This window comes from Nonomuraea sp. JJY05 (genome assembly GCF_043496855.1).
Classification (GTDB): Bacteria; Actinomycetota; Actinomycetes; order Streptosporangiales; family Streptosporangiaceae; genus Nonomuraea.
In genome coordinates this window covers 263047-288508 of record NZ_JBIEIS010000002.1, presented here as the reverse complement: position 1 = coordinate 288508, position 25462 = coordinate 263047, and the positions used below count along the sequence as shown (strand labels likewise).

General features: G+C 71.5%; 25 protein-coding genes. 11 read left to right on the top strand and 14 right to left on the bottom strand.

Annotation, left to right across the window (positions count from 1 at the left end):
• Window positions 1–7 precede the first annotated feature (7 nt).
• Both ACFKCF_RS03525 and ACFKCF_RS03520 read right to left on the bottom strand, forming a co-directional pair.
• Window positions 8–2113: an ATP-binding protein gene (locus ACFKCF_RS03525; protein ID WP_394490509.1), complete on the bottom strand. Its 2106-nt coding sequence runs from the start codon at window positions 2111–2113 to the stop codon at window positions 8–10.
• 614 nt (window positions 2114–2727) lie between these two features.
• A complete protein-coding gene (locus tag ACFKCF_RS03520; protein ID WP_394490507.1) occupies window positions 2728–3654 on the bottom strand; it encodes an alpha/beta hydrolase in 927 nt (308 codons plus the stop codon).
• Window positions 3655–3835: 181 nt separating this feature from the next.
• On the opposite strand from ACFKCF_RS03520, the gene ACFKCF_RS03515 reads away from it, so the two are divergent.
• Complete coding sequence (locus ACFKCF_RS03515; RefSeq protein WP_394490505.1) at window positions 3836–4714, top strand: helix-turn-helix domain-containing protein; 879 nt, start codon at window positions 3836–3838, stop codon at window positions 4712–4714.
• Window positions 4715–4755: 41 nt separating this feature from the next.
• Here ACFKCF_RS03515 and ACFKCF_RS03510 read toward each other — a convergent pair whose 3' ends face one another.
• Together ACFKCF_RS03510 and ACFKCF_RS03505 are read right to left on the bottom strand one after the other, a co-directional pair.
• A complete protein-coding gene (locus ACFKCF_RS03510) occupies window positions 4756–5118 on the bottom strand; it encodes a hypothetical protein (RefSeq protein ID WP_394490503.1) in 363 nt (120 codons plus the stop codon).
• A 64-nt stretch (window positions 5119–5182) separates the two neighbouring features.
• Window positions 5183–5473, bottom strand: a complete 291-nt coding sequence (locus ACFKCF_RS03505; RefSeq protein ID WP_394490501.1) for an antibiotic biosynthesis monooxygenase — start codon at window positions 5471–5473, stop codon at window positions 5183–5185.
• A 60-nt stretch (window positions 5474–5533) separates the two neighbouring features.
• Here ACFKCF_RS03505 and ACFKCF_RS03500 point away from each other — a divergent pair, with 60 nt between their 5' ends.
• Together ACFKCF_RS03500 and ACFKCF_RS03495 are read left to right on the top strand one after the other, a co-directional pair.
• Entirely contained in the window at window positions 5534–6178 is a 645-nt protein-coding gene (locus ACFKCF_RS03500; protein ID WP_394490499.1) for a TetR/AcrR family transcriptional regulator, read from the top strand.
• A complete protein-coding gene (locus ACFKCF_RS03495; protein ID WP_394490497.1) occupies window positions 6175–6633 on the top strand; it encodes an SAM-dependent methyltransferase in 459 nt (152 codons plus the stop codon). The genes ACFKCF_RS03500 and ACFKCF_RS03495 overlap by 4 nt, the downstream gene beginning before the upstream one ends.
• Here ACFKCF_RS03495 and ACFKCF_RS03490 read toward each other — a convergent pair whose 3' ends face one another.
• Window positions 6634–7197 carry a CGNR zinc finger domain-containing protein gene (locus ACFKCF_RS03490; RefSeq protein WP_394490495.1) on the bottom strand — a complete coding sequence of 188 codons (564 nt, stop codon included), beginning with the start codon at window positions 7195–7197 and terminating at the stop codon, window positions 6634–6636. It abuts the gene before it with no gap.
• Between the two features lie 64 nt (window positions 7198–7261).
• Between ACFKCF_RS03490 and ACFKCF_RS03485 the strand changes: the two genes are divergently transcribed.
• Window positions 7262–8494: an MFS transporter gene (locus ACFKCF_RS03485; protein WP_394490493.1), complete on the top strand. Its 1233-nt coding sequence runs from the start codon at window positions 7262–7264 to the stop codon at window positions 8492–8494.
• A gap of 122 nt (window positions 8495–8616) precedes the next feature.
• Here ACFKCF_RS03485 and ACFKCF_RS03480 read toward each other — a convergent pair whose 3' ends face one another.
• Both ACFKCF_RS03480 and ACFKCF_RS03475 read right to left on the bottom strand, forming a co-directional pair.
• A complete protein-coding gene (locus ACFKCF_RS03480) occupies window positions 8617–9978 on the bottom strand; it encodes an MFS transporter (protein ID WP_394490491.1) in 1362 nt (453 codons plus the stop codon).
• A gap of 70 nt (window positions 9979–10048) precedes the next feature.
• The gene (locus ACFKCF_RS03475; protein WP_394490489.1) at window positions 10049–10891 is read right to left on the bottom strand and encodes an NAD(P)H-binding protein; all 843 of its coding nucleotides are present in this window, start codon (window positions 10889–10891) and stop codon (window positions 10049–10051) included.
• A gap of 105 nt (window positions 10892–10996) precedes the next feature.
• Between ACFKCF_RS03475 and ACFKCF_RS03470 the strand changes: the two genes are divergently transcribed.
• From ACFKCF_RS03470 to ACFKCF_RS03460, 3 genes are all read left to right on the top strand, one after another.
• Window positions 10997–11470, top strand: coding sequence for a MarR family winged helix-turn-helix transcriptional regulator (locus ACFKCF_RS03470; RefSeq protein WP_394490487.1), 474 nt, complete (start codon window positions 10997–10999; stop codon window positions 11468–11470).
• 68 nt (window positions 11471–11538) lie between these two features.
• A complete protein-coding gene (gene cpt, locus ACFKCF_RS03465) occupies window positions 11539–12072 on the top strand; it encodes a chloramphenicol phosphotransferase CPT (RefSeq protein WP_394490485.1) in 534 nt (177 codons plus the stop codon).
• 7 nt (window positions 12073–12079) lie between these two features.
• Window positions 12080–12544, top strand: coding sequence for a GNAT family N-acetyltransferase (locus ACFKCF_RS03460; RefSeq protein ID WP_394490483.1), 465 nt, complete (start codon window positions 12080–12082; stop codon window positions 12542–12544).
• On the opposite strand, the gene ACFKCF_RS03455 is transcribed toward ACFKCF_RS03460, so the two are convergent.
• Together ACFKCF_RS03455 and ACFKCF_RS03450 are read right to left on the bottom strand one after the other, a co-directional pair.
• A complete protein-coding gene (locus ACFKCF_RS03455) occupies window positions 12519–13685 on the bottom strand; it encodes a sensor histidine kinase (protein ID WP_394490481.1) in 1167 nt (388 codons plus the stop codon). The genes ACFKCF_RS03460 and ACFKCF_RS03455 overlap by 26 nt on opposite strands.
• Window positions 13682–14698 (bottom strand): hypothetical protein, encoded by a 1017-nt coding sequence (locus ACFKCF_RS03450; protein ID WP_394490479.1) that lies wholly within the window; start codon window positions 14696–14698, stop codon window positions 13682–13684. Before ACFKCF_RS03450 ends, ACFKCF_RS03455 begins: the two co-directional genes overlap by 4 nt.
• Before the next feature lie 206 nt (window positions 14699–14904).
• On the opposite strand from ACFKCF_RS03450, the gene ACFKCF_RS03445 reads away from it, so the two are divergent.
• Both ACFKCF_RS03445 and glpK read left to right on the top strand, forming a co-directional pair.
• A complete protein-coding gene (locus tag ACFKCF_RS03445; RefSeq protein ID WP_394490477.1) occupies window positions 14905–15714 on the top strand; it encodes an MIP/aquaporin family protein in 810 nt (269 codons plus the stop codon).
• 25 nt (window positions 15715–15739) lie between these two features.
• Window positions 15740–17248 (top strand): glycerol kinase GlpK, encoded by a 1509-nt coding sequence (gene glpK, locus ACFKCF_RS03440; RefSeq protein WP_394490475.1) that lies wholly within the window; start codon window positions 15740–15742, stop codon window positions 17246–17248.
• Here the strand turns inward: glpK and ACFKCF_RS03435 are convergent.
• From ACFKCF_RS03435 to ACFKCF_RS03425, 3 genes are read right to left on the bottom strand one after another with little or no spacing between them, the layout of a single operon-like run.
• Window positions 17245–18096, bottom strand: coding sequence for an ABC transporter permease (locus tag ACFKCF_RS03435; RefSeq protein ID WP_394490473.1), 852 nt, complete (start codon window positions 18094–18096; stop codon window positions 17245–17247). The two genes, glpK and ACFKCF_RS03435, sit on opposite strands and share 4 nt — an antisense overlap.
• Window positions 18093–20684 carry a CocE/NonD family hydrolase gene (locus tag ACFKCF_RS03430; RefSeq protein WP_394490471.1) on the bottom strand — a complete coding sequence of 864 codons (2592 nt, stop codon included), beginning with the start codon at window positions 20682–20684 and terminating at the stop codon, window positions 18093–18095. Before ACFKCF_RS03430 ends, ACFKCF_RS03435 begins: the two co-directional genes overlap by 4 nt.
• Before the next feature lie 59 nt (window positions 20685–20743).
• Window positions 20744–21151 (bottom strand): PaaI family thioesterase, encoded by a 408-nt coding sequence (locus ACFKCF_RS03425; protein ID WP_394490469.1) that lies wholly within the window; start codon window positions 21149–21151, stop codon window positions 20744–20746.
• Between the two features lie 114 nt (window positions 21152–21265).
• On the opposite strand from ACFKCF_RS03425, the gene ACFKCF_RS03420 reads away from it, so the two are divergent.
• Window positions 21266–22549, top strand: coding sequence for a cytochrome P450 (locus tag ACFKCF_RS03420; RefSeq protein ID WP_394490467.1), 1284 nt, complete (start codon window positions 21266–21268; stop codon window positions 22547–22549).
• A 68-nt stretch (window positions 22550–22617) separates the two neighbouring features.
• The gene (locus ACFKCF_RS03415) at window positions 22618–23799 is read left to right on the top strand and encodes a hypothetical protein (RefSeq protein WP_394490465.1); all 1182 of its coding nucleotides are present in this window, start codon (window positions 22618–22620) and stop codon (window positions 23797–23799) included.
• Here ACFKCF_RS03415 and ACFKCF_RS03410 read toward each other — a convergent pair.
• Window positions 23757–24788, bottom strand: coding sequence for a copper resistance D family protein (locus tag ACFKCF_RS03410; RefSeq protein ID WP_394490463.1), 1032 nt, complete (start codon window positions 24786–24788; stop codon window positions 23757–23759). The two genes, ACFKCF_RS03415 and ACFKCF_RS03410, sit on opposite strands and share 43 nt — an antisense overlap.
• A complete protein-coding gene (locus ACFKCF_RS03405) occupies window positions 24785–25462 on the bottom strand; it encodes a copper resistance protein CopC (protein WP_394490461.1) in 678 nt (225 codons plus the stop codon). Before ACFKCF_RS03405 ends, ACFKCF_RS03410 begins: the two co-directional genes overlap by 4 nt.

Here is a 25462-nt window from a genome sequence, read left to right as displayed (position 1 = left end):
GCCGGCGCTAGTCTGAGGCGTCCGGCTCGCCCCCGAGCGCGAGTTCGGACGCCTCGTCCAGGTCGAGCCTGGCGCCCTCCTCCAGCGCGCTCTTGTAGGCCAGTTCGCCCATCCGCCGCGCACACTCGCGCACGCACGCGTTGTGGTCGTCGGTCAGGAACGGCGCGCCCATCTGCGGCAGGCCGGCCGACTTCCAGTTCTGCTGCAACGCGCCGAGCAGCTTGGCGGCCAGCGCCAGCTCGTCGTGCATGACGAAGATGCGCGCGCAGGTCTCCAGCGCCAGCAGGGTGCCGAGCGTGTCGTGGAAGTGCCGCTTGATCCGCAGCCCCTCCCTGGCGCTCTGCAGCGCCTCCTCCGCCCTGCCGGTCGCGAGCCTGGTGAAGGCCAGAGCCCACTGCGCGTACGAGCTGACCCAGAGCTCGCCGCGCTCCCTGCACACCTGCAGGCAGTCCAGCAGCAGCGACTCCGCCTCGTAGAACTCACCCTGCGACGACAGCACCAGCGACAGCTCGACGATGGCGGGCAGCAGGCCGGGGTTGAGCTCCTTGTTGTCGGTGTTGAACTCGATCGCCACGCCCAGCAGCGCGCTGGCCTTCTGCAGGTCGCCCTGGAGCAGCGCGGCCGTGCCCTGCATCTTGGAGGCCAGGATCACGGCCCTGGAGTCGCCGACCCTGACGGCCTCGGTGCTGCACTGCTCGGCCGCCTTCAACGCGCCCGCGCTGTCGCCCTGGGCGCTGCGCACGTACGAGAGCACCCACAGCGCCTTGCAGCGCTCCTTGCTCACGGTCGGGTTGGCCTGCAGCGCCTTCTCCAGGTAGAGCCGCCCCTCGCGGACGAACCCGCAGCAGATCCACATGAACCACAACGACGACAGCAGGGTCAGCGCCAGCACCGACTTGCCCGGCGACTTGAGCGCATGGTCGAGCGCCACCCGGACGTTGTCGTGCTCCTGCCGCATGCGGACGAACCAGTAGATCTGCCGCGGCCCGGACCAGGCATCCTCGCTGCGCTGGGCCAGGCTCAGGTAGTACTCCAGGTGCCGCTGCTTCATCTGCTCCTTCTGGCCGAGCTTGTCGAGCCACTCCTCGCCGTACTCCGCGAGGGTGTCGATGAGCTTGTAGCGCACGCCGGCGTGATTGCTCCTGATCAGCAGGATGGACTTCTCGACCAGCCCCGTGACCAGGTCGGTGATGTCCTCGGACGGCAGCCGCCCGTCGGAACAGACGAACCTGGCCGCGTCCAGCTCGAAGTCCTTCGCGAACACCGACAGTCGCGCCCACAGCAGCCGCTCCGCGGGCTCGCACAGCTCGTGACTCCACCCGATGGCCGCCCGCAGCGTCTGGTGCCGCGGCAGCGCCGTCCGGCTCGCGCCCGCCAGCAGGCTGAACCGGTCGGCCAGCAGCCCGAGGATCTGCTCCACCGACAGCGCCCGCAGCCGCACGGCCGCCAGCTCGATCGCGAGCGGGATCCCGTCGAGCCTGCGGCACAGCTCGGCCACGGCGCCGATGTTGTCCTCGTCGAGCACGAAGTCGGGCACGCTCGCCCCGGCGCGTTCGGCGAAGAGCTGCACGGCCTCGTTCGTGAACAGGCTCTCGCCCGGATCCTCGAACGGCACCTGCAGCGGCGGCACGGGGACCACGTGCTCGTACGGCAGGTTGAGCGACTGGCGGCTGGTGGCCAGCACCTTCAGGTTGGGCGCCGCCTCCAGCAACTCGTGCACCAGATCGGCGCACCCGTGCACCAGGTGTTCGCAGGTGTCGATGATGAGCAGCATGTCGCGCTCGCCCACCCACTCCGACAGCGACTCGGACTCCGCCCGCGAGGACTGGTCGGCGATGCCCAGCGCGGAGGCGATGGTGTGCTTGACCATGCCCGCGTCCTGCAACCGCCCGAGATCCGCGAACCACACGCCGTCGGGATACTGCGAGCGGACGAGATGCGCGAGCCTCAGCACCGTACGGGACTTGCCCACGCCCCCGATGCCCGTCACGGTCACCAGGCGGGACTCGCCCAGGTGCCGTTTGAGGTTGGCGAGGAGCCTTGTCCTGCCGATGAAGCTGGTGAGCTCCGTCGGTAGATTGCCGTCTCGCTGCCAGCCTGTCGGGGTTGCCATGAGCAGCCTCACGGGGGATAGGCGACACCTGCTCTCGCATCGTACCGCCGCCGCCCCCGCCTGTCCCTGGACCTGCGGACACACCGGGTGCTGGTTTGTAGGCCCGAGTAGCATGTCCGGCGTGAACGATTTTCTACCGGAGCAGACAGCAGACGACACGGACGAGGGCTGGGGCGACTGGCCCGAAACCAACCCGGACGCCTTCTACCTGGACAACAAGCCCCCACACTGGGCCTAGAAACAAGACCTTCGACACCGGGCCGCACACGAGCCTGGAACAAGGCCCTCCACGCCGGGGCGCTGCGCGCTCGGGACTCCAGGCAGCGCCTCCCAAGGGGGCTCCGGCCCCCTTCCGATCCCCCGAACCCCCCGCCCGTTGACCGGCGAAGCGGTGGGCCATCTGATGCCCGCCCCGGACCGGGCCGGCCGATCGCGCCTGGTGGGGTTGACAGCCGATTACACGTCGAAATCCGTCACTCGATCGCCCAGCCAGGGGCACCATAACCGGCTCAAGGGCTTGCGCGACATCGCCACCAAGCGATGACGAGACCGCCCTCTCATACGAAAGCGGCGATCACACTCTCGTCATTCGCGCTCTGAGCTGACGACGGACCCTAGACCGCTTGACCCAGGTGCCCGGTGAAGAAGCCGGCGAGCTTTTCGACAGCGAGATCCACGTACTGCTTGCTGTCATAGAGATCGACATGGCTGGCGCCGTCGATCCAGTGGAGCTCCTTGGGTCCGATGGCGCGCTGGAACGCTTCGACGCTCATCCATGAGGTGACGGCGCGGGTGCCCACGACCATGAGCAGCGGCCGTGACCCGATCAGCGGGATGGGGGCGAAGGCGTCGAAGATCGCCATCTTGTCGATGCTGGTCCAGGTGAAGAAGCTCGCCGCTCGAGGGTGCTGGGCACGCGGGGTGCGGTAGTAGTCGAAGCCCTCGACGCCGTGCTCTCCGCCGAGCGCGCGAGCCTGCTCGGCGGTGTCGGGGAAGAGAGTGAGAACCGGCGGCTGCTCGCCGCGGGCCTCGGCGGTGCGTGCACGGGCGGCGGTGTCCAGCATGGCCTGGAACACGGCCGGGTCCTGGGTCCCGTCGGCGCCCAGGCGGAACTGGCGGGCGACATCGACGGCGCTGACCGTGCCGACGGCCTTGATGCGATGATCGCTCGCGGTGGCGGGGAGTACGTAGCCGCCGGAGGCGCAGATGCCGAGCGCGCCGATGCGTTCCGCGTCGACCTCGCTGCGGGTGGTGAGGAAGGAGACGGCGGCCTTGAGGTCCTCGACGCGTTGGGCGGGATCCTCCAGACCGCGCGGCTGGCCGCCGCTCTCGCCCTGGTGGGCCGCGTCATAGGCCAGCGTGACGAAGCCCCTTTCCGCCAGCTGCCGCGCGTACAGGCCGGCGGTCTGCTCCTTCACGCTGGTGCCGGGGTGACCGACGACGATCGCCGGATGGGGGCCCGCTGCCGGCGTGCCGGGCAGATAGAGGTGGCCGGCGAGGGGGATGCCGGCGCTGTCGAAGGTGATGTCGATCTTCGTCACGGGGTTCTCCGCATGTGCTGTCTCGGCAGGACCACACCGCTGTGGTGGGCTCCGGGCCCGGCGCGGTGCCGGGCTTGTCTCTACGGTCGGCCCAGTCCCGTGCGCGCAAAAGCGGCAGGTTCCTGCCTGGGAAAGAACGTGCCCCCTCACATCTGTGTGGCCGGCCGGGACAATGGGGAGCATGACTCCCGCACGTGATCCCGGCGAGCTGGGCGCGTTCCTCAAAGCTCGCCGGGCACAACTGGCCCCGACGGACTTCGGCCTGCCCGAGACGAACACCCGCCGCAAGGTCGCGGGCCTGCGCCGTGAGGAGGTCGCTCAGCTAGCGGCGATCAGCGTCGACTACTACACCCGGCTGGAGCAGGGCCGCGTCCAGGCGTCCGCATCGGTGCTCGCCACCCTTGCCCGCGCGCTGCGTCTCGACGAGGACCAGCAGCGCTACCTGTATGAACTCGCCGGCAAGGCCGACGCCCGGCCGCGTCGGCGGCGGCCCGCGCAGCGCGTACGGCCCGCCATGAGACGCCTCCTCGACCAGCTCACCCAAACCCCGGCCATCGTTCTGGGCAAACGTATGGACATCCTGGAGTGGAACTCCGCCGCCGCGGCTCTGTACATCGATTTCTCGCACGTTCCGTCACATCGACGCAATTACGTGAGCCTGCTGTTCACGGACCCGGTCATGCGAGGTATGCACCGGCGGTGGGAACATGACGCCCGCGATGCCGTCGCCGCGCTGCGTATGGAGGTAGTCGCGGACCCTGACGACCCCGAGCTAGCCCGCCTGGTCGGCGAACTGTCCGTCCAGGACGCCGACTTCCGTACCTGGTGGGCCGAGCATCGCGTCAACACCGCCGGCTACGGCACCAAGCACTACCGGCATCGGCTGGTCGGTGATCTCACGCTCGACTGTGATACCTGGACCAGCCCCGACGGCTCGGGGCAGCGGCTCATGGTCCTCACCGCCGAGCCCGGCAGCCCGTCGCACGATGCCCTGCGCTTCCTCACCTCCTGGACGGCCGAGCAGTCGAGCCAGGGCCTGGTGGAAGAACAGAACCCGTGACCACCCGGACGCCCAGGATCTGGACGGAACGAACCGGACGATCACACCATCGGCCGCTCCCGGTGAGGGCTGGCCACCGAATCGGCCTCGCCTGCGACGGCCGCGGCCGGCCACGCGCCGGCGATTCCGGTGACGCGGGGCCGACGAAGGCCTTCCACGACGGGGCGCTTCCCGCTCCGGGTTCCGGACAGCGCCTCCCAAGGACGCACCGCAGATGAGGAGTGAGTGGCATGGCCGAGCGCAAGGCATGGTCCGACAAGCGCGCTGAGATCATGAGCCGCCCCGGCGCCGTTGGGGCCCAGGAAGCCGAAGACCGACCCGGCGCCGATGCGCAGGGACACCTCATCGACCGCCCTGACCTGCGCCGAGCCGTAGACCTTGGTCAACGCGTCGATTTCGATCATGTCATCTCCTTGATTCGGGGGAACCCCGGCCCCGGACTGCCGGGGCCGGGGCCGGAGCCGGGGGTCAGAGCTCGGCCAGGATCTCGATGTCCTCCGCCATGACGTCGCGGGCGACGGCGAACGCCGCGACGGCGGCGGGGGTGCCGGCCGCGGCCTGGCGGGCGGCCTGCAGGCTGGCGGCCGAATCCCAGCGCCAGACGCCGACCCAGGTCTCGTCGTCCAGCCGGCCGAGGCGCGCTTCGGTGAGGCCTGGCTGAGCGGCTCTGATGGCGGTGACCAGGGCGGCGTGCCGGTCCTGAACCTGGTCGGCGTCCTCGGGATCGGCCTGGAAGCGGGTGACACTGATGACCGTCATGGCTGGACCTTCTCTCTAGAGTTGACTTCTAGTGAACGAATCTAGAGATAGACTCTAGCCATGAGCGATGTCAAGCGGACGAACAAGCGGGCCCAGAAGGCGAAGGAGACGCGCCGGCGCATCCTCGAGGCGGCATCGGAGCTGTTCGTGCAGGACGGATACGGCGCGACCAACCTGCAGGACGTCGCCGAGAAGGCCGGGGTCGCGGTGCAGACGATCTACTTCGTCTTCGGCAACAAGCGCGCCCTGCTCAAGGAGCTGGTCGACGTCACGATCGCGGGCGATGACGAGCCGGTGGCCACGATGGACCGGCCGTGGTACATGGCGGCGCTGGCCGCCGGCACCGCCCAGGACCTGCTGCGCGCCTACGTCGCCGGCACGACCTCGGTCCTGGAACGCGTCGCGCCGATCGGCCGGGTCTTGGAGGCGGCGGTCGCGAGCGACCCCGAGGTCGCCGCGCTGTGGTCGTACGAGGTCGACCCCCGGTATGTCGTCCAGCAGGGCGCGGCCAAGGCGCTTGTCGGCAAACCCGGGGCGCGAGCCGAGGTGTCGGTGGAGGAAGCCGCCGACCTGCTGTACGGGCTGCTCAGCCCCGAGCTTTACCTGCTGTTCGTGCGCGAGCGCGGCTGGACGCGCGAGCGCTGGGAACAGTGGGTCGGCGAGACCCTCCGCGCCCAGCTCTGCGTCATGGGCGGGAACGGATGATTTTCCGCCCTGTCGCCCACGTCCTCGGCGGGCGGAACGAGATGTACGAGGACGGCTGGTACGACACCCAGGCCGTCATCCGCCTGGACGACCGCTTCGAGCCGTCGGCCCTGCAGGGCCTGCGGGAGTTCTCCCACCTGGAGATCGTCTTCCGGTTCGACCGGATCGACGAGGCGGACGTGCGGGGCCGGCCCCGGCCGCCGCGCAACAATCCCGACGGACCGCTCGTGGGCGTCTTCGCGCACCGCGGACCGTACCGGCCCAACCGGCTCGGCGTCTCGGTCTGCCGCCTGCTGGCCCTCGATGGCCGCGACCTGCATGTGGCCGACCTGGACGCACTGGACGGCACCCCCGTGCTGGACATCAAGCCGTACCTGGTCGAATTCGCGCCCACCGACCCGGTCCGGCAACCGGCCTGGGCGACCCGTCTCATGCGCCGGTACTACAAGGCTTGATCAGGTGTGGCGCCGACTGCGGTAAGCGGCGGTCTTGGCGCGAGCCGTGCACGCCGCACTGCAGTAGCGGCGTGAGCCGTTGCGGGTCAGGTCGATGTAGACCGCCTCGCAGTGGTGTGCCTCGCACTCCCCGAAGCGGTCCGGGCCGTAGCCGTCCACGACGAGGGCCAGCGCCGTGGCGAACTCGCCGCCCATGGCCTCCGCCTGCGTGCCACCCGAGCCGTGGAAGTGGAGGTGGAACGGCTGGCCAACGTCCTCGGTCAGGTACGGCTGCGCGCCGTACCTGCGGATCATGGCGTTGATGCGGGCGGCCTGGTCCTGCGGGCGTTCGGCCAGGAGTGCCTGCCGCAGCCGGGTGGCCAGTTCGCCCAGGTGCCGCCCCGCATCCGGGTCGGCGCGCAGGGCCGCACCCGTGCGGTCGCCGAGGTGGGCGGCGAAGGCCGTCGCCAGGTCCTCGCCCGCCGGCGGCTGTACCGAGACGCCGCCCCGCCAGTGCGTCGTGGCCAGGTTGACCAGTTCGGCGATCAGGGGAACCTGACGGGTTACGTTACAGGCTATTTCCACTTGACTAGTAACACCTTCCTCCTGTGTCATAGGCGTAGTCCAGTTAGATGGTAACGGAGTCGCCATGTTCGCGCCCTATCGACGCCTGCTCACCCATCCAGGCGTCCCCCGCCTGCTCGTCAGCGGGCTCCTCGTCAAGCTGGGCACGCCCGTACTCAGCCTCGCCCTGCTGCTGGCCGCCGTCGACCGGCTCGGCTCCTACGCCGTCGCCGGCCTCGTGCTCACCGGTCACGCGCTGGCCCTGGCCCTGTGCGCGCCGCTCGGCGGGCGCGTCGCCGACCGGTACGGCCCCCGCCGGGCCCTGACCTGCTACTTGGCCGCCCACGCCCTCGCCTACGCTCTCCTCCTCCTCGCCCGGCCTGACCTGATGATCGGCGCCGCTGTGCTGCTCGGCGCCACGACCCCGCCCGCCGGATCCGTGATCAGAACCGCCTGGCCACGCCTCGTCCCCACCGCCTCCCTGTCCGCGGCCTATGCGGTCGACAACGCCGTCAACGAGCTGATGTTCATCGTCGGCCCCCTGCTCGTGCCGATCTTGATCCTGGCCGTTCCCGCTCATGGCGTGGTGGTTGCCGCGGGCGCCGCCGTCCTGCTCGGCACCGCGCTGCTCCTGGCCTCCTCCGCGGTACGGCAAGCGGCGCCCGCCCCGCCGGGCAGGCTCCGCCTCGCCGGGCCGCTCACCCATCGGCGCACCCTCCTGCTGCTGGCCATCGCCGCCTTCGGCACCTTCACCTTCGGCTGCCTGCGCATCGCCACGGTCGCCTCGGCCACTACCTCCGGCTCCGCCTCCTCCGCCGGCGTGCTGATGGGCCTGCTCTCAGCCGGTGCCCTTCTCGGCACCCTCGGGTACGGCGCGCGGGCCTGGCCCGTCACCGGCGGGCGCCTGCTCGTCCTGCTCTCGCTCGCCGAGGCGGCCATCCTGCTCGGGGGAGGCTGGGCGCCCGGCTTCGCGACGCTCGCCGTACTGATCTTTCTCGCCGGGCTGGTGACCGGGCCGCGCGACGCCGTCGTGCCGACACTGCTCGCCGAACACGCCCCCGCTCGCTACCGCACCGAGGTCTTCGCCTGGCTCAACACCTTCATGTGGGCCGGCTACGGCCTGGGCACCGCCGTCGCCGGCCAGCTCACCGGCCCCAGCGACACCGGCGGTGCCGCTTTCGTCGCCGCGGCGGCCGCGGCCGTGGCAGGAGCCATCCTGGCAGCCGTCGCCAATCGGATCGCCTCTCCCGTGCCGACGCCCGCCACGGTGCCGGCCGAAGGTCCTTCGCGTGAATCTGATCGCGTAGCTGACAACTGAGACCCCGGCTCGGGCAGGGCGACGGGCAACCCTCCGGGTGCGGACGAGGGCGGGCCATCGCGGTGCGTGGCCTGCGGGCAGGACGGTGTGCTCCCATGCCGGTCACACCGTCCTCGGCGGAGTCAGTTGTGGGGTTGGGCGTGGCGGGGCAGCAGCCGTACCAGAACGCAGGAGGCCAGCAGGAGGGCCGCCACCACGACCAGGCTGGCCGTTGGGCCGGCGTGGAAGTAGACGGTGGTGAGGGCGGCGGCGCCGATGCTGTTGGCCAGCTGCTGGGTGGCCGACAGCGAGCCGCTGGCACTGCCGGACTCGGCCGGGTCGACGTCGCCGAGGGTGATCTGGTAGACGGTGCCGAAGCAGGTGCCCAGACCCAGGCCGATCACGAACACCGGCAGGATGAGCGCGATGCCGGTGAGGAGCGTCAGGACGCCGGTCAGGGTGAGCAGCAGGCCGATGAGGATGAGCCTGCGGCCCAGCCGGGCGATGAGCCGGTGGGTGGCGATCGAGGCGACCACGATGCCGGCGGCGACGGGCGCCAGGCCGAGGGAGGCACCGGTGGGGGTGCGGCCGAGGTCGTTCTGCAGGTGAAGGGAGAGCACCAGCAGCAGGCCGGCGACTGCGGCGTTGAAGGCCAGGCCGAGGATCAACCCGGAGGTGAAGCCGCGGTTGGCCAGCAGCGAGGGTTTGATGAGCGGCTGGGGCGCGGTGCGCTGGCGGCGGCAGAACAGGGCGAAGAACACCACTCCGGCGCCCAGGCAGACGACCGGTGGCAGGCTCCAGCCGTGGCTGGTGCCGTCGATCAGGCCGTACAGCAGGGTGAGCATGGTGACGGCGAGCAGGGCCGAACCGGGCCCGTCGACGGTGACGGCGCGGTCGCCGGGATCCGGGGGCAGCAGCCGCACGGCACAGGCGATCGCCAGGCCGCCGAGGGCGATGTTGATGAGGAACATGGCACGCCAGCCGAGGCCGAGCAGGTTGGCGTCGATGAGGAAGCCGGCGAGGATGGGTCCGCCGATGGCGGACAGGCCCAGAGCGGGGGCGAAGACGCTGAAGGCGGTGCCGAGCTGGTCGCGGGGGAAGACGGCGCCGAGGATGCCGAAGCCCTGCGGGATGAGCAGGGCGCCGAACGCTCCTTGGAGCAGCCGGAACGCCACGATGGAGGCCGGGTCGAAGGCCAGGCCGCAGGCGATGGAGGCCACGGTGAAGCCGGTGATGCCGACCAGGAACAGGCGGCGCCGGCCGTACTTGTCGCCGAGCCGTCCGCCGACCACCAGCAGCACGCCCATGGCCAGGGCGTAGGCGGCGCCGAGCCACTGGATGAGCGCCTGGCCGCCGTTCAGGTCGGCGGCGATGGCGGGGGCGGCGATGTTGGTGATGGTCGAATCCAGCAGGTCGAGAATGGCGGCGAACAGCACGACGGCGAGGACGGCCCAGCGCCGGCGCGCGGAGGTGGATGCAGGCGCGGGGCCCACAGGGGTGAGCATGAGGACTTCCCAAGGGGGTGAAGGGGGATGAGCCCCGGCCCGAGCAGGGCGGGGCGTGGACGGATGACGCTCATCGGGCGTTGAAGGCGGCGACGTTCTCCGCCGCCCACTGGGCGAAGGTGCGAGCGGGGGTGCCGAGGAGCGTCTGGGTGGTCTCGGCGATCGGGGCGGGACCGGCGGTGGCTGCGGCCCACAAATCCAGCAGCGAGCCGGCGTAGGGGGCGGGCATCCACCGGGCCATCTGCTGTTCGGCCTCGGCGCGGGTGATCTGCAGGAGGGGGATGTCCCGGCCGATCGCGCCGGAGAGGATGGCCAGCTGCTCGCGGAAGGTGAGCGACTGCGGCCCGGTGAGGGTGACCTGACGGCCGGTGAGCGTGTCGCCGGTCAGGGCGGCCACGGCGAGGTCGGCGAGGTCGTCGGAGTGGATGGGCGCGATGTGCGCGTCGGGGTAGGCGAGCTGGATCGGCTGGTTCTGGCTGATGAGGTAGGACCAGCCGAGAGCATTGCCGGCGAAGGCGTCCGGGCGCAGGAAGGTGCAGGTCAGGCCGGAGGCGGTCAGGGCGCGTTCGACCTGGAGGCTGTGGGAGGCCAGCGGGTCGGTCTCGGCGCCGGGGGCCGTGACGGAGGAGGACGACAGCAGGACGACGTGCTCGACGCCGGCGTCCTGGGCGGTCTTGGCGAAGGCGTCGATGCCGGCGGGCTCGGGGTAGAGGAAGACCTGGCGGACGCCGTCCAGCGCGGTGGGGAAGGTGCCGGGCTGGTCGAGCTTGAGCTCGGCGACCTCGACTCCGGCGGGGGCGGTCAGGGCGGCGGGGTCGGCGCTGGCGGCACGGGTGGGCAGGCCCGCGGTGACCAGGCGGTGGATGACGGCCTGGCCGATCTTGCCGCGGGCGCCGGTGATGAGGATGGTCATGGTGACTCCTGAGGTTTTTGGTGCTCGAAAACACATGCATGCTTACATGCACATAAATTCCTGTCAACACATGTCTTGCTGGTTGCACAGAGATACGATGGCGGCATGGACGAGACAGCGACAGCCGAACACCTGCTCAACGCCGTGGGACCGGCCTTCTCCAAGCTGCGCCGCACCTCGCTGCTGGAGGTCGAGAACCCCATCTCGGCCAAGGACCTGAGCAGGACGCTCGTGCTGAACCTGGTCCTGGAGCACACCACAGGTCAGGACAAGGAGGTGACCGTCGGCGCGATAGCGGAGCTGCTGGCGGTTGACCCCTCGGTCGCCAGCCGCATGGTGAGCGACAACATCAAGGCGGGCTACCTGATCCGCGCCGCTTCCCAGCAGGACGGGCGGCGCACCGTGCTGCGGCTGAGTCCGGCGGGGGTCGAGCTCATGGAGCGCTTCCGCCGCCACCAGCGTGAGGCGTTCGAGTACATCACCGCCGACTGGAGCGAGGGCGACCGGCTCGAGTTCGCCCGGCTGATGCTCAAGTACGTCGATTCCCTGGCCCAGCTCCGCGACCGCACGGCCAAATGATCAAGTACGCCGCGGCTCCGCCGGAAAATGCCTTTGGGCCTGGTGGGGAGCGCCCCTATCGTGGGCCGGTGACTACTCAGGTGATCGTGTTGAACGGCGGCTCCAGCTCGGGCAAGTCGGGGATCGTCCGGTGTCTGCAGGCGGTCTTGCCGGACCCATGGCTGGCCTTCGGGGTCGACTCGCTGATCGAGGCGATGCCGGCGTCCATGCAGGGATCGGACGGCGGCATCGAGTTCGCCCCGGACGGCGGGGTCAGCGTCGGGCCGCAGTTCCGGATGCTGGACGCGGCGTGGTCGGAAGGGGTCGCCGCGATGGTCCGTGCGGGCGCCCGGGTCATCATCGACGACGTCTTCCTCGGTGGAGCCGACTCCCAGGGACGGTGGCAGAAGGCCCTTGCCGGGCTGGAGGTGCTGTGGGTCGGTGTCAAGTGTGAGAGCGCGGTGGCCGCGGGCCGGGAGATCGCCCGGGGGGACCGGGTCCGGGGGATGGCGGAGTTGCAGGCCGAGGTGGTCCACCAGGGCGTGACCTATGACCTGGTGGTGGACACCACGCGTACGGAGTCCCTGGAGTGCGCGCGGACGATCGCCGCGCAGGTCAGGTGACAGAGCCATGACGTCGCCCGCGTACGAACTGCGCCCCGCCACCCCCGCCGACTACGACCCCATAGCCGCCGTCGTCGACGAGTGGTGGGGCCGGCCGATCCTGCCCTCCCTGCCCAGGCTCTTCCTCGACCACTTCCACCGGACGAGCCTGATCGCGCAGGGCCCGGCGGGGATGGCGGGGTTCCTGATCGGCTTCCTCTCCCCGTCCGAGCCCGGCGAGGCCTACATCCACTTCGTCGGCGTCTCCCCGGCGGCCAGGACGGGCGGCGTGGCCCGCGCCATGTACGAACGCTTCTTCGACCTGGCCCGCCTCCACGACCGCCGCGTCGTCAAGGCCATCACCTCGCCCGTCAACCAGACGTCCATAGCGTTCCACCGCCGCATGGGCTTCGAGGTCAGCGAGCCCGTCCCCGGCTACAACGGCCCGGGGACCACCCTGGTGACCTTCAGCCGGACCGTCTCCGATCATTAGGCGCGCCCGCGTCAGGCACCTCGACCGACAACCGGAACCGGCCGTCGCGGACTTCGGCGGTTGACGTACCGGACGCGGCGCGGGCGCGTTCGGCCACGCCGGACAGCCCTGTCCCGTGGACGACGGGGCCGCGCGCGCCGTCGTTGACGATGTCCAGCCGGACCTTCCCAGGGTGCCGGGACAGGGTGATGGCGCAGGTCGCGGCCTGGCTGTGGCGCAGCAGGTTGGTGGTGCCCTCGCGGATCGCCCACGCCAGGGCGTCGCGGGCGAGGGCCGGCAGCGGCGGCAGGTCGGCCACGTCGAACCGGGTGCCGACGCCGGCGGCGGCGAGCAGGGCGGCGGCGCCGTCGATCTCGGTGCGCAACGACACCGTGTGCTGGTCGAGAGTGATCGCCCGTACGTCGTGCAGCGCGTCGCGGGCCACTCCGGTCAGGCTCTCGATCTCGGCGTGGGCGGCGGGGGTGTCCTTGGCGAGCAGCCTCAGGGCCAGGTCGCCCTTGAGGGAGATCGCCGACAGGCTCTGGCCGAGCAGGTCGTGCAGGTCGCGGGAGACCCGGATGCGTTCCTCGCCGACCGCCGTGGCGGCCAGCTCGGTACGGGCGGCCTCCAGCTCGTTCAGCAGCCGGACCAGCCGGGCGCCGCCGACCAGGGCCGCGGCGAACAGAGTCGGCACGACCACGGCGTACAACTCCAGGATGAAGACCTGCCAGACGCTGAAGTCCGGTGTGCGCAAGGTCGAGATCAGCTGGAGGACCCCGAAGACCGACACCTGCGCGGCGGCCGCCGTCAGCATCGGCCGGCCGCGTAGCAGCATCGCCGTCGAGGCCAGCGTGAAAATGCTGATGGTGACCCAGTTCAGGCCCAGGAGCCAGATCGGCGCATAGGTGAGCAGCAGGAGCGCCGCGAAGCTCCAGCGCCATCCCGCGGGCCGCTCTCCCCGGGCGGCGGCGAGGCTGTGCCGTAGTTGAAGCCCGAGGGCCCCGAGGGCGCCCAGGATCGAAGGAAGCGGATCGGCGGGAGGGGAGCCGTCCATGCCGAGGATCGTGTAGACCGGCACCTGCGCGGCAAGTGGCACGTGCAGCGCGATCAGCGGCCAGTGCGGGCGCCGCAGCACCCAGGGCGGCGGTGTCGTGGGCGTCATGCCGGCACCTCGATCGTCTCGGTGGCGGCGCCGTCGGCGCGCACTTCCAGCAGCACTCGGCCGTCCAGGGCGGCCACCGTGATCGTGCAGGCGCCGGTGGGTCCCGCACGCAGCAGGCGGGTGACCGTCGCGCGCAGCGCGGCCCGCGGCTGCGGGGCGATGGCGTCAGGGAGGCCGCTGCGTGGCAGCTCCAAGCGGGTGACGACGCCCCCCGCGGTCAGCAGGCCGGCGGCGGTCTCCAGCTCGGCGCGCAGCGACGGCTGCCGGTAACCGCGTACCCGCCGCCTGGCCTCGGCCAGCGTGCGCCGGGAATCGTCGGCGAGCCCGGTCAACTCCTCCGCCGCATCGGCCGGCTCGCCCATCGCGATCTTGCGCGCCGCCCGATCGCCGCGCGCCGCGATCGACTCCAGCGCGCTGCCGAGGCTGAGGCGCAGGTCGTCGTCGATCCTGCGCCGCTCCTGCATGACGGCCCGCTGGGCCAGTGCCTCCCTGGCCTCCTGCAACCGGGTCAGCGCCGCGGCCAGCCACACCAGAAGGAGCAGCGCCGCGCTGCCGCACAGCACCGAGAGCGTCAGCCACGGCGCGACCGTCCACGACAGCCCGAGCGCGTGGGCCACCGGCGCCGCCGCGGCCACCACCGCCACGTAGCCCACGTAGGACCACGGCGCGGGCAGGACCAGCAGGAACGACACCACCAGGGCCGTGTACGCCCGCGGCCACATGTTCCCGGCCGGCGGGGTGGCCCCGAGGATGACCACGGTCATCGCCGCCAGCGACCAGCCGCCGAGCGGCGGCCGGCGCGCCCGCGCCGCGTACCAGACGTGCCGCAGGTGCAGCGGTAGGTAGCCCGCGGTCGCCGCGAGGCTCCACAGCCCGGTGCCGACGCCGTTGCCCACATAGCTGAACGCCAGCCCGACCTGCACCAACGGCAGCAGCCCGCTGCAGGCGACCGCCCCGACCGGCGCCAGCCGGACGGCGTGCTCGGACCGCCAGAACTCGCCCACCGCGTCCACCGCCCGTCCTCGTCCACCGGCTGACCAGAGTAGGCGTTGTGGCCGGGAGGCGGCACCGGCGATCAGCCCGCGCCCACGTCACCGCGCGGCGACGATTTCCATTCGCGACCCTCGGATGTCACTTTGCGTGACATATAGCGTGCTCTCCGTATGCATGCCGCGAAATCGGGAATGGCACACGACGATCACATGCGCAAGGAGGAACGGTGGCCGGACGTCGCGACCGGATAGGGCTGACCGGTGAGCTGATCGCTGAGTTCGCCGGGACCATGGTGCTCATCCTGTTCGGCGTCGGCGTGGTCGCCCAGGTGGTCGCGGGCAAGCTCGGCGACCACGACAGCATCGCCTGGGCGTGGGGGATCGGCGTCACGCTGGGCGTCTACGTCGCGGGCCGGACCACGGGCGCGCACCTCAACCCGGCCGTCACGCTGGCGTTCGCGGTCTTCCGCGGCTTCGCCTGGGGCAAGGTCCTGCCGTACGCGCTGGCGCAGACGGCCGGGGCCTTCCTCGCGGCGCTCCTCGTCCGGTGGAACTACACCGAGGTGCTGACCATGGTGGATCCCGGGTTCACGATCAAGACCCAGGGCGTCTTCTCGACCCTGCCCGGCAACGGGGTGCTGCCGGTGAACATGTGGGGCGGGCTGCGCGACCAGATCATCGGCACCGCCATCCTGCTGTTCGTCATCTTCGCCGTGTCCGACGTCGCCAACATGGCCCCCAGCGCGAACCTCGGCCCCGTGGTCGTCGGCCTGCTCATCGTGGGGATCGGCATGTCCTTCGGCACCGACGCCGGCTACGCGATCAACCCTGCCCGCGACTTCGGGCCGCGCCTGGCGAGCTACCTCACCGGCTACTCCACAGCCTGGCAAGATCAGTACGGCGATCTGTACTTCTGGGTGCCGATCGTCGGCCCGCTGGTCGGAGCTGTCATCGGGGCCGGCCTGTACCAGGCGTGCATCGCCCGGTTCCTCCCGCCGAGCGAGGAGCGCGGGATCGTGCAGCCGGTGGAGATCTGACCGGAATCTTGCAGAGGAGAAAGACATGCCCGAGTTCGTGGGAGCCGTCGACCAGGGCACCACCAGCACCCGATTCATGATCTTCGATCACGATGGCGCCGAGGTCGCCAAATACCAGCTCGAACACGAGCAGATCCTGCCGAAGGCGGGCTGGGTCGAGCACAACCCGATCGAGATCTGGACCGTGACGGCGGCCGTGATCCAGACGACGATCCAGCGCGCCGGGCTGCACGCCAAGGACCTGGCGGCCCTGGGCGTCACGAACCAGCGCGAGACCACGGTCGTCTGGAACCGGCGGACCGGCCGCCCCTACTACAACGCGATCGTGTGGCAGGACACCCGTACCGACCGGATCGCCGCCGCGCTGGAGCGGGACGGGCGCGGGGACGTCATCCGCGACAGGACGGGCCTGCGGCCGGAGGCGTACTTCTCCGGCGGCAAGATCCAGTGGATCCTGGAGAACGTGGAGGGCGTCCGCGAGGACGCGGAGCGGGGCGAGGCCGTCTTCGGCAACACCGACACCTGGACCTTGTGGAACCTCACCGGCGGCGTCAAGGGCGGCGTGCACATCACCGACGTGACCAACGCCAGCCGGACGATGCTGATGGACCTGGAGACGCTCGACTGGGACGACGAGCTGCTGTCGTTCTTCGGGATCCCGCGCCGGATGCTGCCCGAGATCCGGCCGTCGGCCGACCCCGCCATGTACGGGACCACGCTCCCGTACGGACCGGTCGGCGGGGAGGTGCCGATCAGCGCGATCCTGGGGGACCAGCAGGCGGCCACCGTCGGCCAGGTCTGCTTCGCGCCCGGCGAGGCCAAGAACACCTACGGCACCGGCAACTTCCTGCTGCTCAACACCGGCAACGACCCCGTTCGCTCGCGCAGCGGGCTGCTCACCACGCCGGCCTACAAGTTCGGGGACCAGCCGGCCGTGTTCGCGCTGGAGGGGTCCATCGCGGTGACCGGCTCGGCGGTGCAGTGGCTGCGCGACCAGATGCACGTCATCACCTCGGCGGAGCAGAGCGAGGCCCTCGCCCGTCAGGTGGAGGACGCCGGGGGGATGTACTTCGTGCCGGCGTTCTCCGGGCTGTTCGCCCCCTACTGGCGTGCCGACGCGCGCGGCGTGATCGTCGGCCTGTCGCGCTACAACACCGACGCCCACCTCGCCAGGGCCGCTCTGGAGGCGATCTGCTTCCAGAGCCGCGACGTCGTCGAGGCGATGCAGCAGGACTCCGGGGTGGTCCTCGACGTGCTCAAGGTGGACGGCGGCGTGACCTCGAACGACCTGTGCATGCAGCTCCAGTCCGACATCCTCGGCGTCCCGGTCAGCCGCCCGGTCGTGTCGGAGACCACCGCGCTCGGGGCCGCGTACGCCGCCGGGCTCGCCTCCGGATACTGGAAGGACATCTCGGAGCTGCGGGCGCACTGGGCGGAGGACCGCCGCTGGGAGCCCCGGTGGAGCGAGGAGCGGCGGGAGGAGGCGTACGCGGGCTGGAAGAAGGCTGTGACCAGGTCGTTCGACTGGGCCTAGCTCACCACGTCCTTGCGCCGGAAGCGCCGGAACGCGAGCGCGATCAGGATGGCCGCGTACGTGACCGACACCGAGGCACCCTTCGCCATGCCGCTCCAGTCCAGCTCCGGCATCAGCGCGTCGAGCCAGGCGTTGTTCCAGAACGTGGGCAGGAACTCGCGCAGCGAGCCCAGCGCCTCCACCGCCTGCAGGATGTTGCAGACGATCCAGAGCCCGACCGCCCCGCCGACCGCGCCGAGCGGGGAGTCGGTCATGGTGGAGACGAGGAACGCCAGCGCGGCCACCACCAGCTGGCTGACCAGGGCGTACCCGATCACGATGCCGAAGCGCGGCAGCACGTCCAGGGCCGCGATCTCCTCACCCGTGCCGGGCACCTGGATGTCGTTCCAGCCGAACGCCAGCGTGCCCGCCACCAGCGCCATCAGCGGCAGGCAGATCACCGCCGCCGCCGAGTAGCCCAGCGCCACGATCAGCTTCTGGCGCAGCAACCGGTCGCGGGGGACCGGCGCGGCCAGCAGGTAGCGCAGTGACGACCAGTTGGCCTCGCTGGCCACGGTGTCGCCGCAGAACAGCGCGACCGCCACCACCAGCAGGAAGCTGGCCGACACCGACAGGGCGAAGGCGGCGAAGTTCAGGCCGCCGGCCGTCGCCAGGTCGGAGATGCGCAGCGACGACTGCCCCTGGCCGCTCGGCTGCGGCCCGAACTGGAACGCGATCACCAGGATCCACGGCAGCGCCAGCAGCAGCCCGAACATGACCAGTGTCCGCCGCCGCTTGAACTGCCTGACGATCTCCACGCGCAGCGGCAGCGTGCGGCGGGGCGCGTAGCCCGGCGCGGCGACGGTCATGACTTGTCTCCGATGAGGTCGAGGAAGACGTCTTCCAGGCGCGGTCCGTGCCCGTTGGCGGGGACGGCCGCGGTGAGCAGTCGCGACACCGGCCCGGTCGAGACCAGGCGGCCCCGGTGCATGACCACGACGTGGCTGCAGGTCTGCTCGACCTCGGCCAGCATGTGGCTGGAGACGATCACGGTACGGCCGTCCTGCGCGTAGCGCTTGAGCACCTCGCGCATCTCCCGGATCTGGGGCGGGTCGAGACCGTTCGTGGGCTCGTCGAGCACCAGCAGGTCCGGAAGCCCGAGCATGGCCTGGGCGATGGCCAGCCGCTGGCGCATGCCCTGCGAGTACGTGCGGACGGCCCGGTCCAGGGCCTTGCCCAGGCCGGCGATCTCCAGCGCCTCGTCGAAGTGCGCGTCGGCGGCAGGCCGTCCGGTGGCGGCCCAGTAGAGCTCGATGTTGTCCCGCCCGGACAGGTGGGGCAGGAACCCCGGCCCCTCGACGAACGACCCGAGCCTGGACAGCACGGGCGCCCCCGGCGTGACGCGGTCACCGAAGATCCGGATCTCGCCGCCGTCCGGCTGGATGAGGCCCATCATCATGCGCATCGTGGTCGTCTTGCCTGCGCCGTTCGGCCCGAGCAGGCCCAGGACCTGGCCCCGCTCGACGCGGAACGACAGCCCGTCCACGGCCAGTTCACCGTTGCGGTACGCCTTGGTCAGACCGCTGATCTCCAGCGGCACGTCCTTGTCGCCGGCCACGTCAGGCGCGTCGCCGTTCCCCAGGGAGCCGGGCACGGTCCGGCGGCGGGACGGGGTGCGCCCCGTCGCCAGCAGCACGGCGGCGACGACCACGGCGGCCAGCGGCATCGCCCACACCCACCACGCCACGCCGGTCGGCGGTGCGGCGAGCGTGCGCACCGTCGGCACGTTGAGCGCGGGGGAGGCCAGGGACACCTGGTACGAAGCGGGCTCGGCGGCGGTCGCGAAACCCATGTCCGTCGTGGTCAGGACCAGCCGGAGCCGGTGGCCCACGGCGAAGCGGTAGTCCACGGCGGGCAGGGTGACGGTGACCTCGGCGCTGCCCGCGCCCTCTGGGATGCTCACCCGGACCGGCGCCACCAGCCCGGCGGGCAGGGCGGGCGGCTGGGTGCCGTCGGCCACGTCGTACAGCTTGGCGAACAGCGTCGCCTCACCCTTGCCCGACACCTTGACCCTGACCGTGGAACTGCCGGTGAGCTGGAGCGGGGCGGTGAGCGGGCGGGACTCGAACGCGGCACTCTGGCCCGGCATGTCGATGGACACGCCGGTGCTGCTCTGGCCGCCGCCCAGCAGGCCGCCGATGCCGGGCACCGTCGAGATGGAGGCGGGCGCGCCGCCCGGCGGGTTGACGATGTTCTGGGCGGGGCCGCTCAGCTGGACCGCGGTGGTGTCGGTGCCGGCCATACCGGGATAGGAGGCGGCCTCAGGGTGGAGGCGGATGCGCTGGCGGGTGCCGGGGTCGCGGCCGCCGTCGCGCGTCACCGTGAACGCGCTCACCGCCGGGGCGGACCTGTCGCCCTTCAGGTAGCGGGCGAACCAGGCCGTGGACTGCTCGAACACCCAGTCCGCCTCGCCGTTGCCGCCGTCGTGCCCGCCGTCGAACCAGGCCAGGCTCACTGGCGTGCCGGTGGCGGCGATCGCCTTGGCGTTGGCGTCGGCGTGGCTGAGGGGGAAGAGCGAGTCGCGCTGGCCCTGGATGAGCAGGGTCGGCGCCTTGATCTGGCCGGCCACGGTGATCGGGCTCGACTTGCGCAGCAGGGCGACGGCCTCCGGCGTGGCCTTGCCGTCCTCGGCTACCTGCTGGTAGACGTCGCAGATCGCGGGCAGGAACCTGCCGCACCGCGCCTGCTCGGGCGTCAGCGGGCCGGCCGCGGCCTGGCGCCCTCCCCGCGTCGCCAAGCTGTCCAGCGAGACGCCCTGGCCGAAGAAGATGCCGGCCCACATGCGCTTGAAGACCCCGTGCGCGGCGTCCTGGCCGATGGCGGCCGGACCTGCGCCCTGCGCGGCGGCGTTGGGGAAGAGCGCGTCGGCCAGGTCGGCCCAGGTGATCTGGGGCACGATGGCGTCGACCCGGTGGTCGTAGGCGGCCGTCATCAGGGCGATCGCGCCGCCGTACGAGCCGCCCGCGATGCCCACGCGCGGGTCGTTCGCGGCGTCGAGCTGGACCTCCGGGCGCTTGGCCAGCCAGTCGATCAGCTGCTTGACGTCCTTGACCTCGTAGTCGGCCGAGTTGAGCGCGATCTCGCCCGTCGAGCGCCCGAACCCGCGCGCCGACCAGGTCAGCACGGCGTAGCCCTGCTGGGCGATCCGGACGGCCTGGTCCCGCACGCTCTGCTTGCTGCCGCCGAAGCCGTGCCCGATCAGCACGGCTGGAGCCTTCCCGCCGTCGGGCGGCGGGAAGAAGGTCGTATCGAGCTCCACCTGTTGGTCGTCGCCGGGTCCGTCGACGACGCTGATTGTCTGGTCCCGGCCCCGCACCCCAGGAGCCGACGGCCACACGAGCCACGTCGTCACCCCGATGAGGGCGAGCGCCGCTACCAGCGCGGCCACACGCTTCATGACCGTGAGCCTACTTTCCGCACCTGAGAGATCCCTGAGATCAGGGTCGAGCTGCGGGATCAGGCCAGGATGGCGTAGACGGTCGTCGCGTGGGCGGCGGCCTCGTGGCTGCCCGCGGCCGTGAGGGTGACGTCGGAGAAGGCCAGCGTGCGGCCCAGCTTCGTGATGCGGACGTCGATCAGGACGTCCTTCCCGATCACCGGCCGCTGGAACGTCGTCGACTGCTGCACGGTGGTCATCGGCACGAACCCGCCGCGCGCCGAGGAGATGGCGATGACCGTGGCGGTGTCGGCGGCCGCCATCATCGCCTGGCCGCACAGCCCGCCGCCCTCCCGGGCCAGGTCGTCGGACCACGGGAGCCGTACGACGGCGCTGCGCTCGCCCACCTCCTCCACGCGCAACCCGAGCCGCTGGATCCAGGGGGCGAAGTATTCCTGGAGGATCGCCTCTGCGTCTGCTGGAGTCACGCGCTCATGATGCCCGCCGCAGCGCCCCGCCGCTCCTGGCTCGATCGCTTGCGTCCTGTCAGGGTGGCGGTATAGGGCGGGAGGTACGACGTCACGAGCGCGGGGGTGGGCGGCATGCCGGGTACGAGCGGGCGGCCGGTGGTCGAGGTGTTCCTGCCGGCCACCTACGAGTCGGCCGTCCCGTACGAGCTGTTCGCCGCGTTGCGGGAGGAGTCCCCGGTCTGCTGGATCCCGGAGCCCGCCGTCGGCCCCTGGCGGGAGGGCCCCGGCTACTGGGGGGTGTTCAGGCACGCCGACGTCAAACACGTGCTGCGCAGCCCCGAGGACTTCTCCTCGCAGCTCGGCGCCACCCAGCTCCGCGACCCCGACACCCCGGGCGACCTGGCGTTCGTGCAGGTCCAGATGCTGAACATGGACCCGCCCGAGCACTCCAGGCTGCGCAGGATCGTGGCGGCGGCCTTCACCCCGCGGGCCGTGCGCGCGCTGGAGCGCACGATCGCCGGGCGGGCCGCGGCGCTGTTCGCGCCGGGCGAGTGCGATTTCGTGGAGGTGGCCGCCGACCTGCCCGTGTGGACGCTGGCCCACGTCATGGGGGTCCCGGCGCAGGACAAGCGGCTGCTGTACGACTGGGCGTCGCGCGTGATCGGCTACCAGGACGCCGACTACGCGGGCCTGTCCACGGCCGACGTCGAGTCGCTCACCCCGATGGGCCGCCTGGCCGTCGCGTCCAGGCCGCGGCTCGCACCGGGGGTGAACCCGCGCTCGAAGGCCGCGCTGACCGACATGTTCGCCTACGCGCACGCCCTGGCCGAGAGCCCCGTGGACGGCGAGTCCGTCATGTCGGCCATGCTGAAGGGCGGCCTGACGGAGGCGGAGTTCGAGAACATGTTCTTCCTCTTCGCCGTCGCGGGCAACGAGACCCTGCGCAACGGCATCCCCGGCGGGCTGCTCACGCTCCTCCAGCACCCCGCGGAGCTGGCCCGCCTGCGCGCGGACCCGTCGCTGCTCGGCTCCGCCATCGAGGAGATGCTCCGCTTCTGGCCTCCCGTCATGCACTTCCGGCGGACGGCCACGCGCGACCTCACCCTGGGCGGCCGGCACATCCGCGCCGGGGACAAGGTGGTCGTCTACCACGCCTCCGCCAACCGCGACCCGTCCGTCTTCCCCGACCCCGACCGCTTCGACATCACCCGCGCCCCGAACGACCACGTCAGCTTCGGGTTCGGCCCCCACTTCTGCCTCGGCGCCCACCTGGCCCGCGCGCAGTTCCGCTCGGTCTTCACGCAGCTGCTGCGCGAGTGGGACGTCGAGCCGGCGGGCAGCCCGCGGCGGCTGACGTCCAACTTCCAGAACGGGCTCAAGCACCTCCCGGTCCGGCTGACGAGAAGGCGCACCTGACCTGCCAGGACATTGCCTGGCATTGCCCCAGCAACACCTCAACCCGGGGAACCGTAAGATTCACTCCCGTGAAGTCTCCAGCATCTCTCAAGAGGGCCGCCGAGTGGGCCCTGCCGTACTGGACCAGGGGCCAGGCGGGGCGTGAGACGCCGCAGGATCTGTTCAGGGTGCTCTATTTCGGCTGGTTGGTGGCGTTCACGCTCAAGCTGCTCGGCTCGGCGTGGGACGTCTCGTGGCACTTCAAGTGGCTGCGGGACGACCTCGCCCCGCCCCACCTGCTCAACTCCGCCGGCACCGCCATCGCCGTCGCGCTGACCGTCATCCACGGATACACCGGCTACGGCGTGGACAAGGCGGCGCTGCGGCTGATCCAGTGGGGCACCGGGATCTTCCTGGTCGCGGTACCGCTCGACCTGATCAACCACCGCGTCAACGGGCTCGACATCACCTCGTGGAGCCCGTCGCACATCATGCTCTATCTTGGAACGTTTTTCATGATCGCGGGCGTGCTCCGCGGCTGGTTCATGGGGGCGCCGCCGGGCCGGGAGCGGACCGTCGTGCTGGGCGCGTTCTTCGCGTTCTTCCTGGAGAACGTGCACTTTCCCGAGCAGCACCAGGAGTACGGCATCCTGTCGATCGGCGCCTGGGACAACCACGCGACCTACGCCGAGCAGATCCTGCTCCAGTTCGCGGCCGACCAGATGGGGCGGCCGGTGGACCGGGCGATGATGGTCGCGTTCTCGCTGCCCGTCCCCGACCTCCTATACCCCGTCTACGCGGTGGTCGTCGGGCTGTCGGTGCTGGTCGTGGCCAGGCTGCTGATCGGCAGGTTCGGGGCCGCGACGCTGGTGGCCGGCGCCTACGTGGGGGTCCGCACGCTGCTGTGGCCGCTGCTGACCTTCACCGGGTTCCCGCCGTCGGCGGTGCCTTTCTTCCTGGTCGTCGCGGGGCTGGTGGTGGACCTCGCGTTCCTGGTGCGCATGCCGTACGTACGGGCCGTGCTCGGGAGCGTCGGCGTCACGGCCGCCGCCTACGGCGCGCTGGTGGCGCAGAGCGCGATCATGGGCGGCGTCTACAGCGCGATCAAGGGCCAGAAGGGGCTGCTCGGAGCGCCCCCGCTCGCCACGTCGTCGGCCGTCTGGGCGGGCCTCGGCCTGCTGGCCGTCTGGCTGACGGTCGAGTGGCTGGCCGCCAGGCGGCGCGGGTCTCAGACGATCGAGGCCCGGGTGATCGCCACCGCCACGCCGTAGGCCAGCCCCATCACGCCCACCTCGGCCGCCGCCCAGCCCACCAGGGCGGTGGCCCGGCCGCGACGTATGGCGGGCATCAGGCGGAAGCGGATGTGGGCGGCCAGCGGCACCAGCGCCGCCACCAGGACCGTCTTGACCACCACCAGCACGCCGTAGTGGCTGGTCAGCAGCGCGTCGGGCAGCCTCACGCCGGGGGTGAGCGCCATCGTGCCGAGCCCGTTGATCAGCCCCGACAGCCCGACCAGGAGCAGGCACACCGTGGCGATCCTGGAGAACCTCGGCAGGACCACGGCCAGCAGTTCGCGGTGCGGCGCCACGAACACGGCCGTGGCCGCCAGCCCGCCCGTCCACGCCGCCGCGCCCATCACGTGGATCTCCATCGAGACCATGATGGGGTCGTGCCAGATCGAGTTGACGGCGTGCCCGGTGACGGGGATGGGCAGCAGCCCGAACAGCGCCACGATCACCCGCAGCTCGGCGGGCACCTTCTCGCCGAACCGCACCGCCATGAGCCCGATGCCGGCCGCCGCCAGCGCGCACGCCGCGCTGAACAGCAGCCCCTGGCCGGTGCCGACGGTCTCGACGTAGGCGGCGATCATCCCGAACGTGGGCACGCTGCCGGGATTCAGCTCGGCCGTCTGGAACACGATGGTGAGCAGCGCGCAGATCGCCCACGCCCAGGCGGCCAGCACGGCCAGCGGACGCACCCTGAGCATGACGGGCTCGGTCCGCTCGGGGGCGTCGAACCCGAGCAGCTTGGGCAAAAGGCTCAGCCCGACCGTGGCGACGGCGGCCAGGTCGAGCAGCACCCGCACGACGGGCAGCCCGAAGGACACCAGCGGGCCGGGCATGGGGATGCCGGGGACGGCCTCCTGGGCGGTGAACGTGCTCGCCGCCACGGCGGCGACGACCGCGCAGACGCCGAACGCCCCGGCCACCAGCCGACCGCCGACCCGCTGCCGGGGGAGAGCCGGCGCGAAGACGCTCATGCCCGGGCCTCTTCGCCGGCCGCATCGGTCTGAGCCTCTCCGGCCGGGCCCGGGGCGGGCGTCGCTTCGGGCCGCGCTTGTCCGGCCGAGCCCGGGGCGGGCGCCGCCGCGGCCGGGCGGGAGCGGCGCAGGGCCACCGCCGTGCCGGCGGCGAGCAGCAGCAGCGCGCCCACGACCCACACCACCGCCATGCCCGCGCCCCCGTTGGCGGCCGCCTCGGCGGCCTGCGCGCTCGCGTCCCGCGCCGCCTGCCCGGTGGCGCCCTGGGCCGCGTCCTGGCCCGCGTTCTGGGCTGGGCCGGCCCCGGCGGCACCGTCGGCGAGGGTGAAGGAGATCTTGCCGGTGACCGGGTGGCCGTCGGCCGACAGGATCCGGTAGCCCACCGTGTACGCGCCCCCGGACGGCAGCGGCTTGACGCGTACCGACACCCGCTCGGCGGCCACCTCCGCGGACCCGTCCGCCCACGAGGACCCGTCCGGGCCCGTCACGCCCACCTGCGCGTAGCCCTGCCGCACCGCCTGGTCGAACACCAAAGTCACCCGCGCGGGCGCGGCCGGCAGCGTGGCTCCGTCCTTGGGGTCGCTGCTGACGAGCACATTGTGCGCCTGTGCCGCGGGAGGGGCGATCCCGGCGGCGGCGAAGGCGAGCAGCAGGACCGTGAGTAGCCGCCTCAA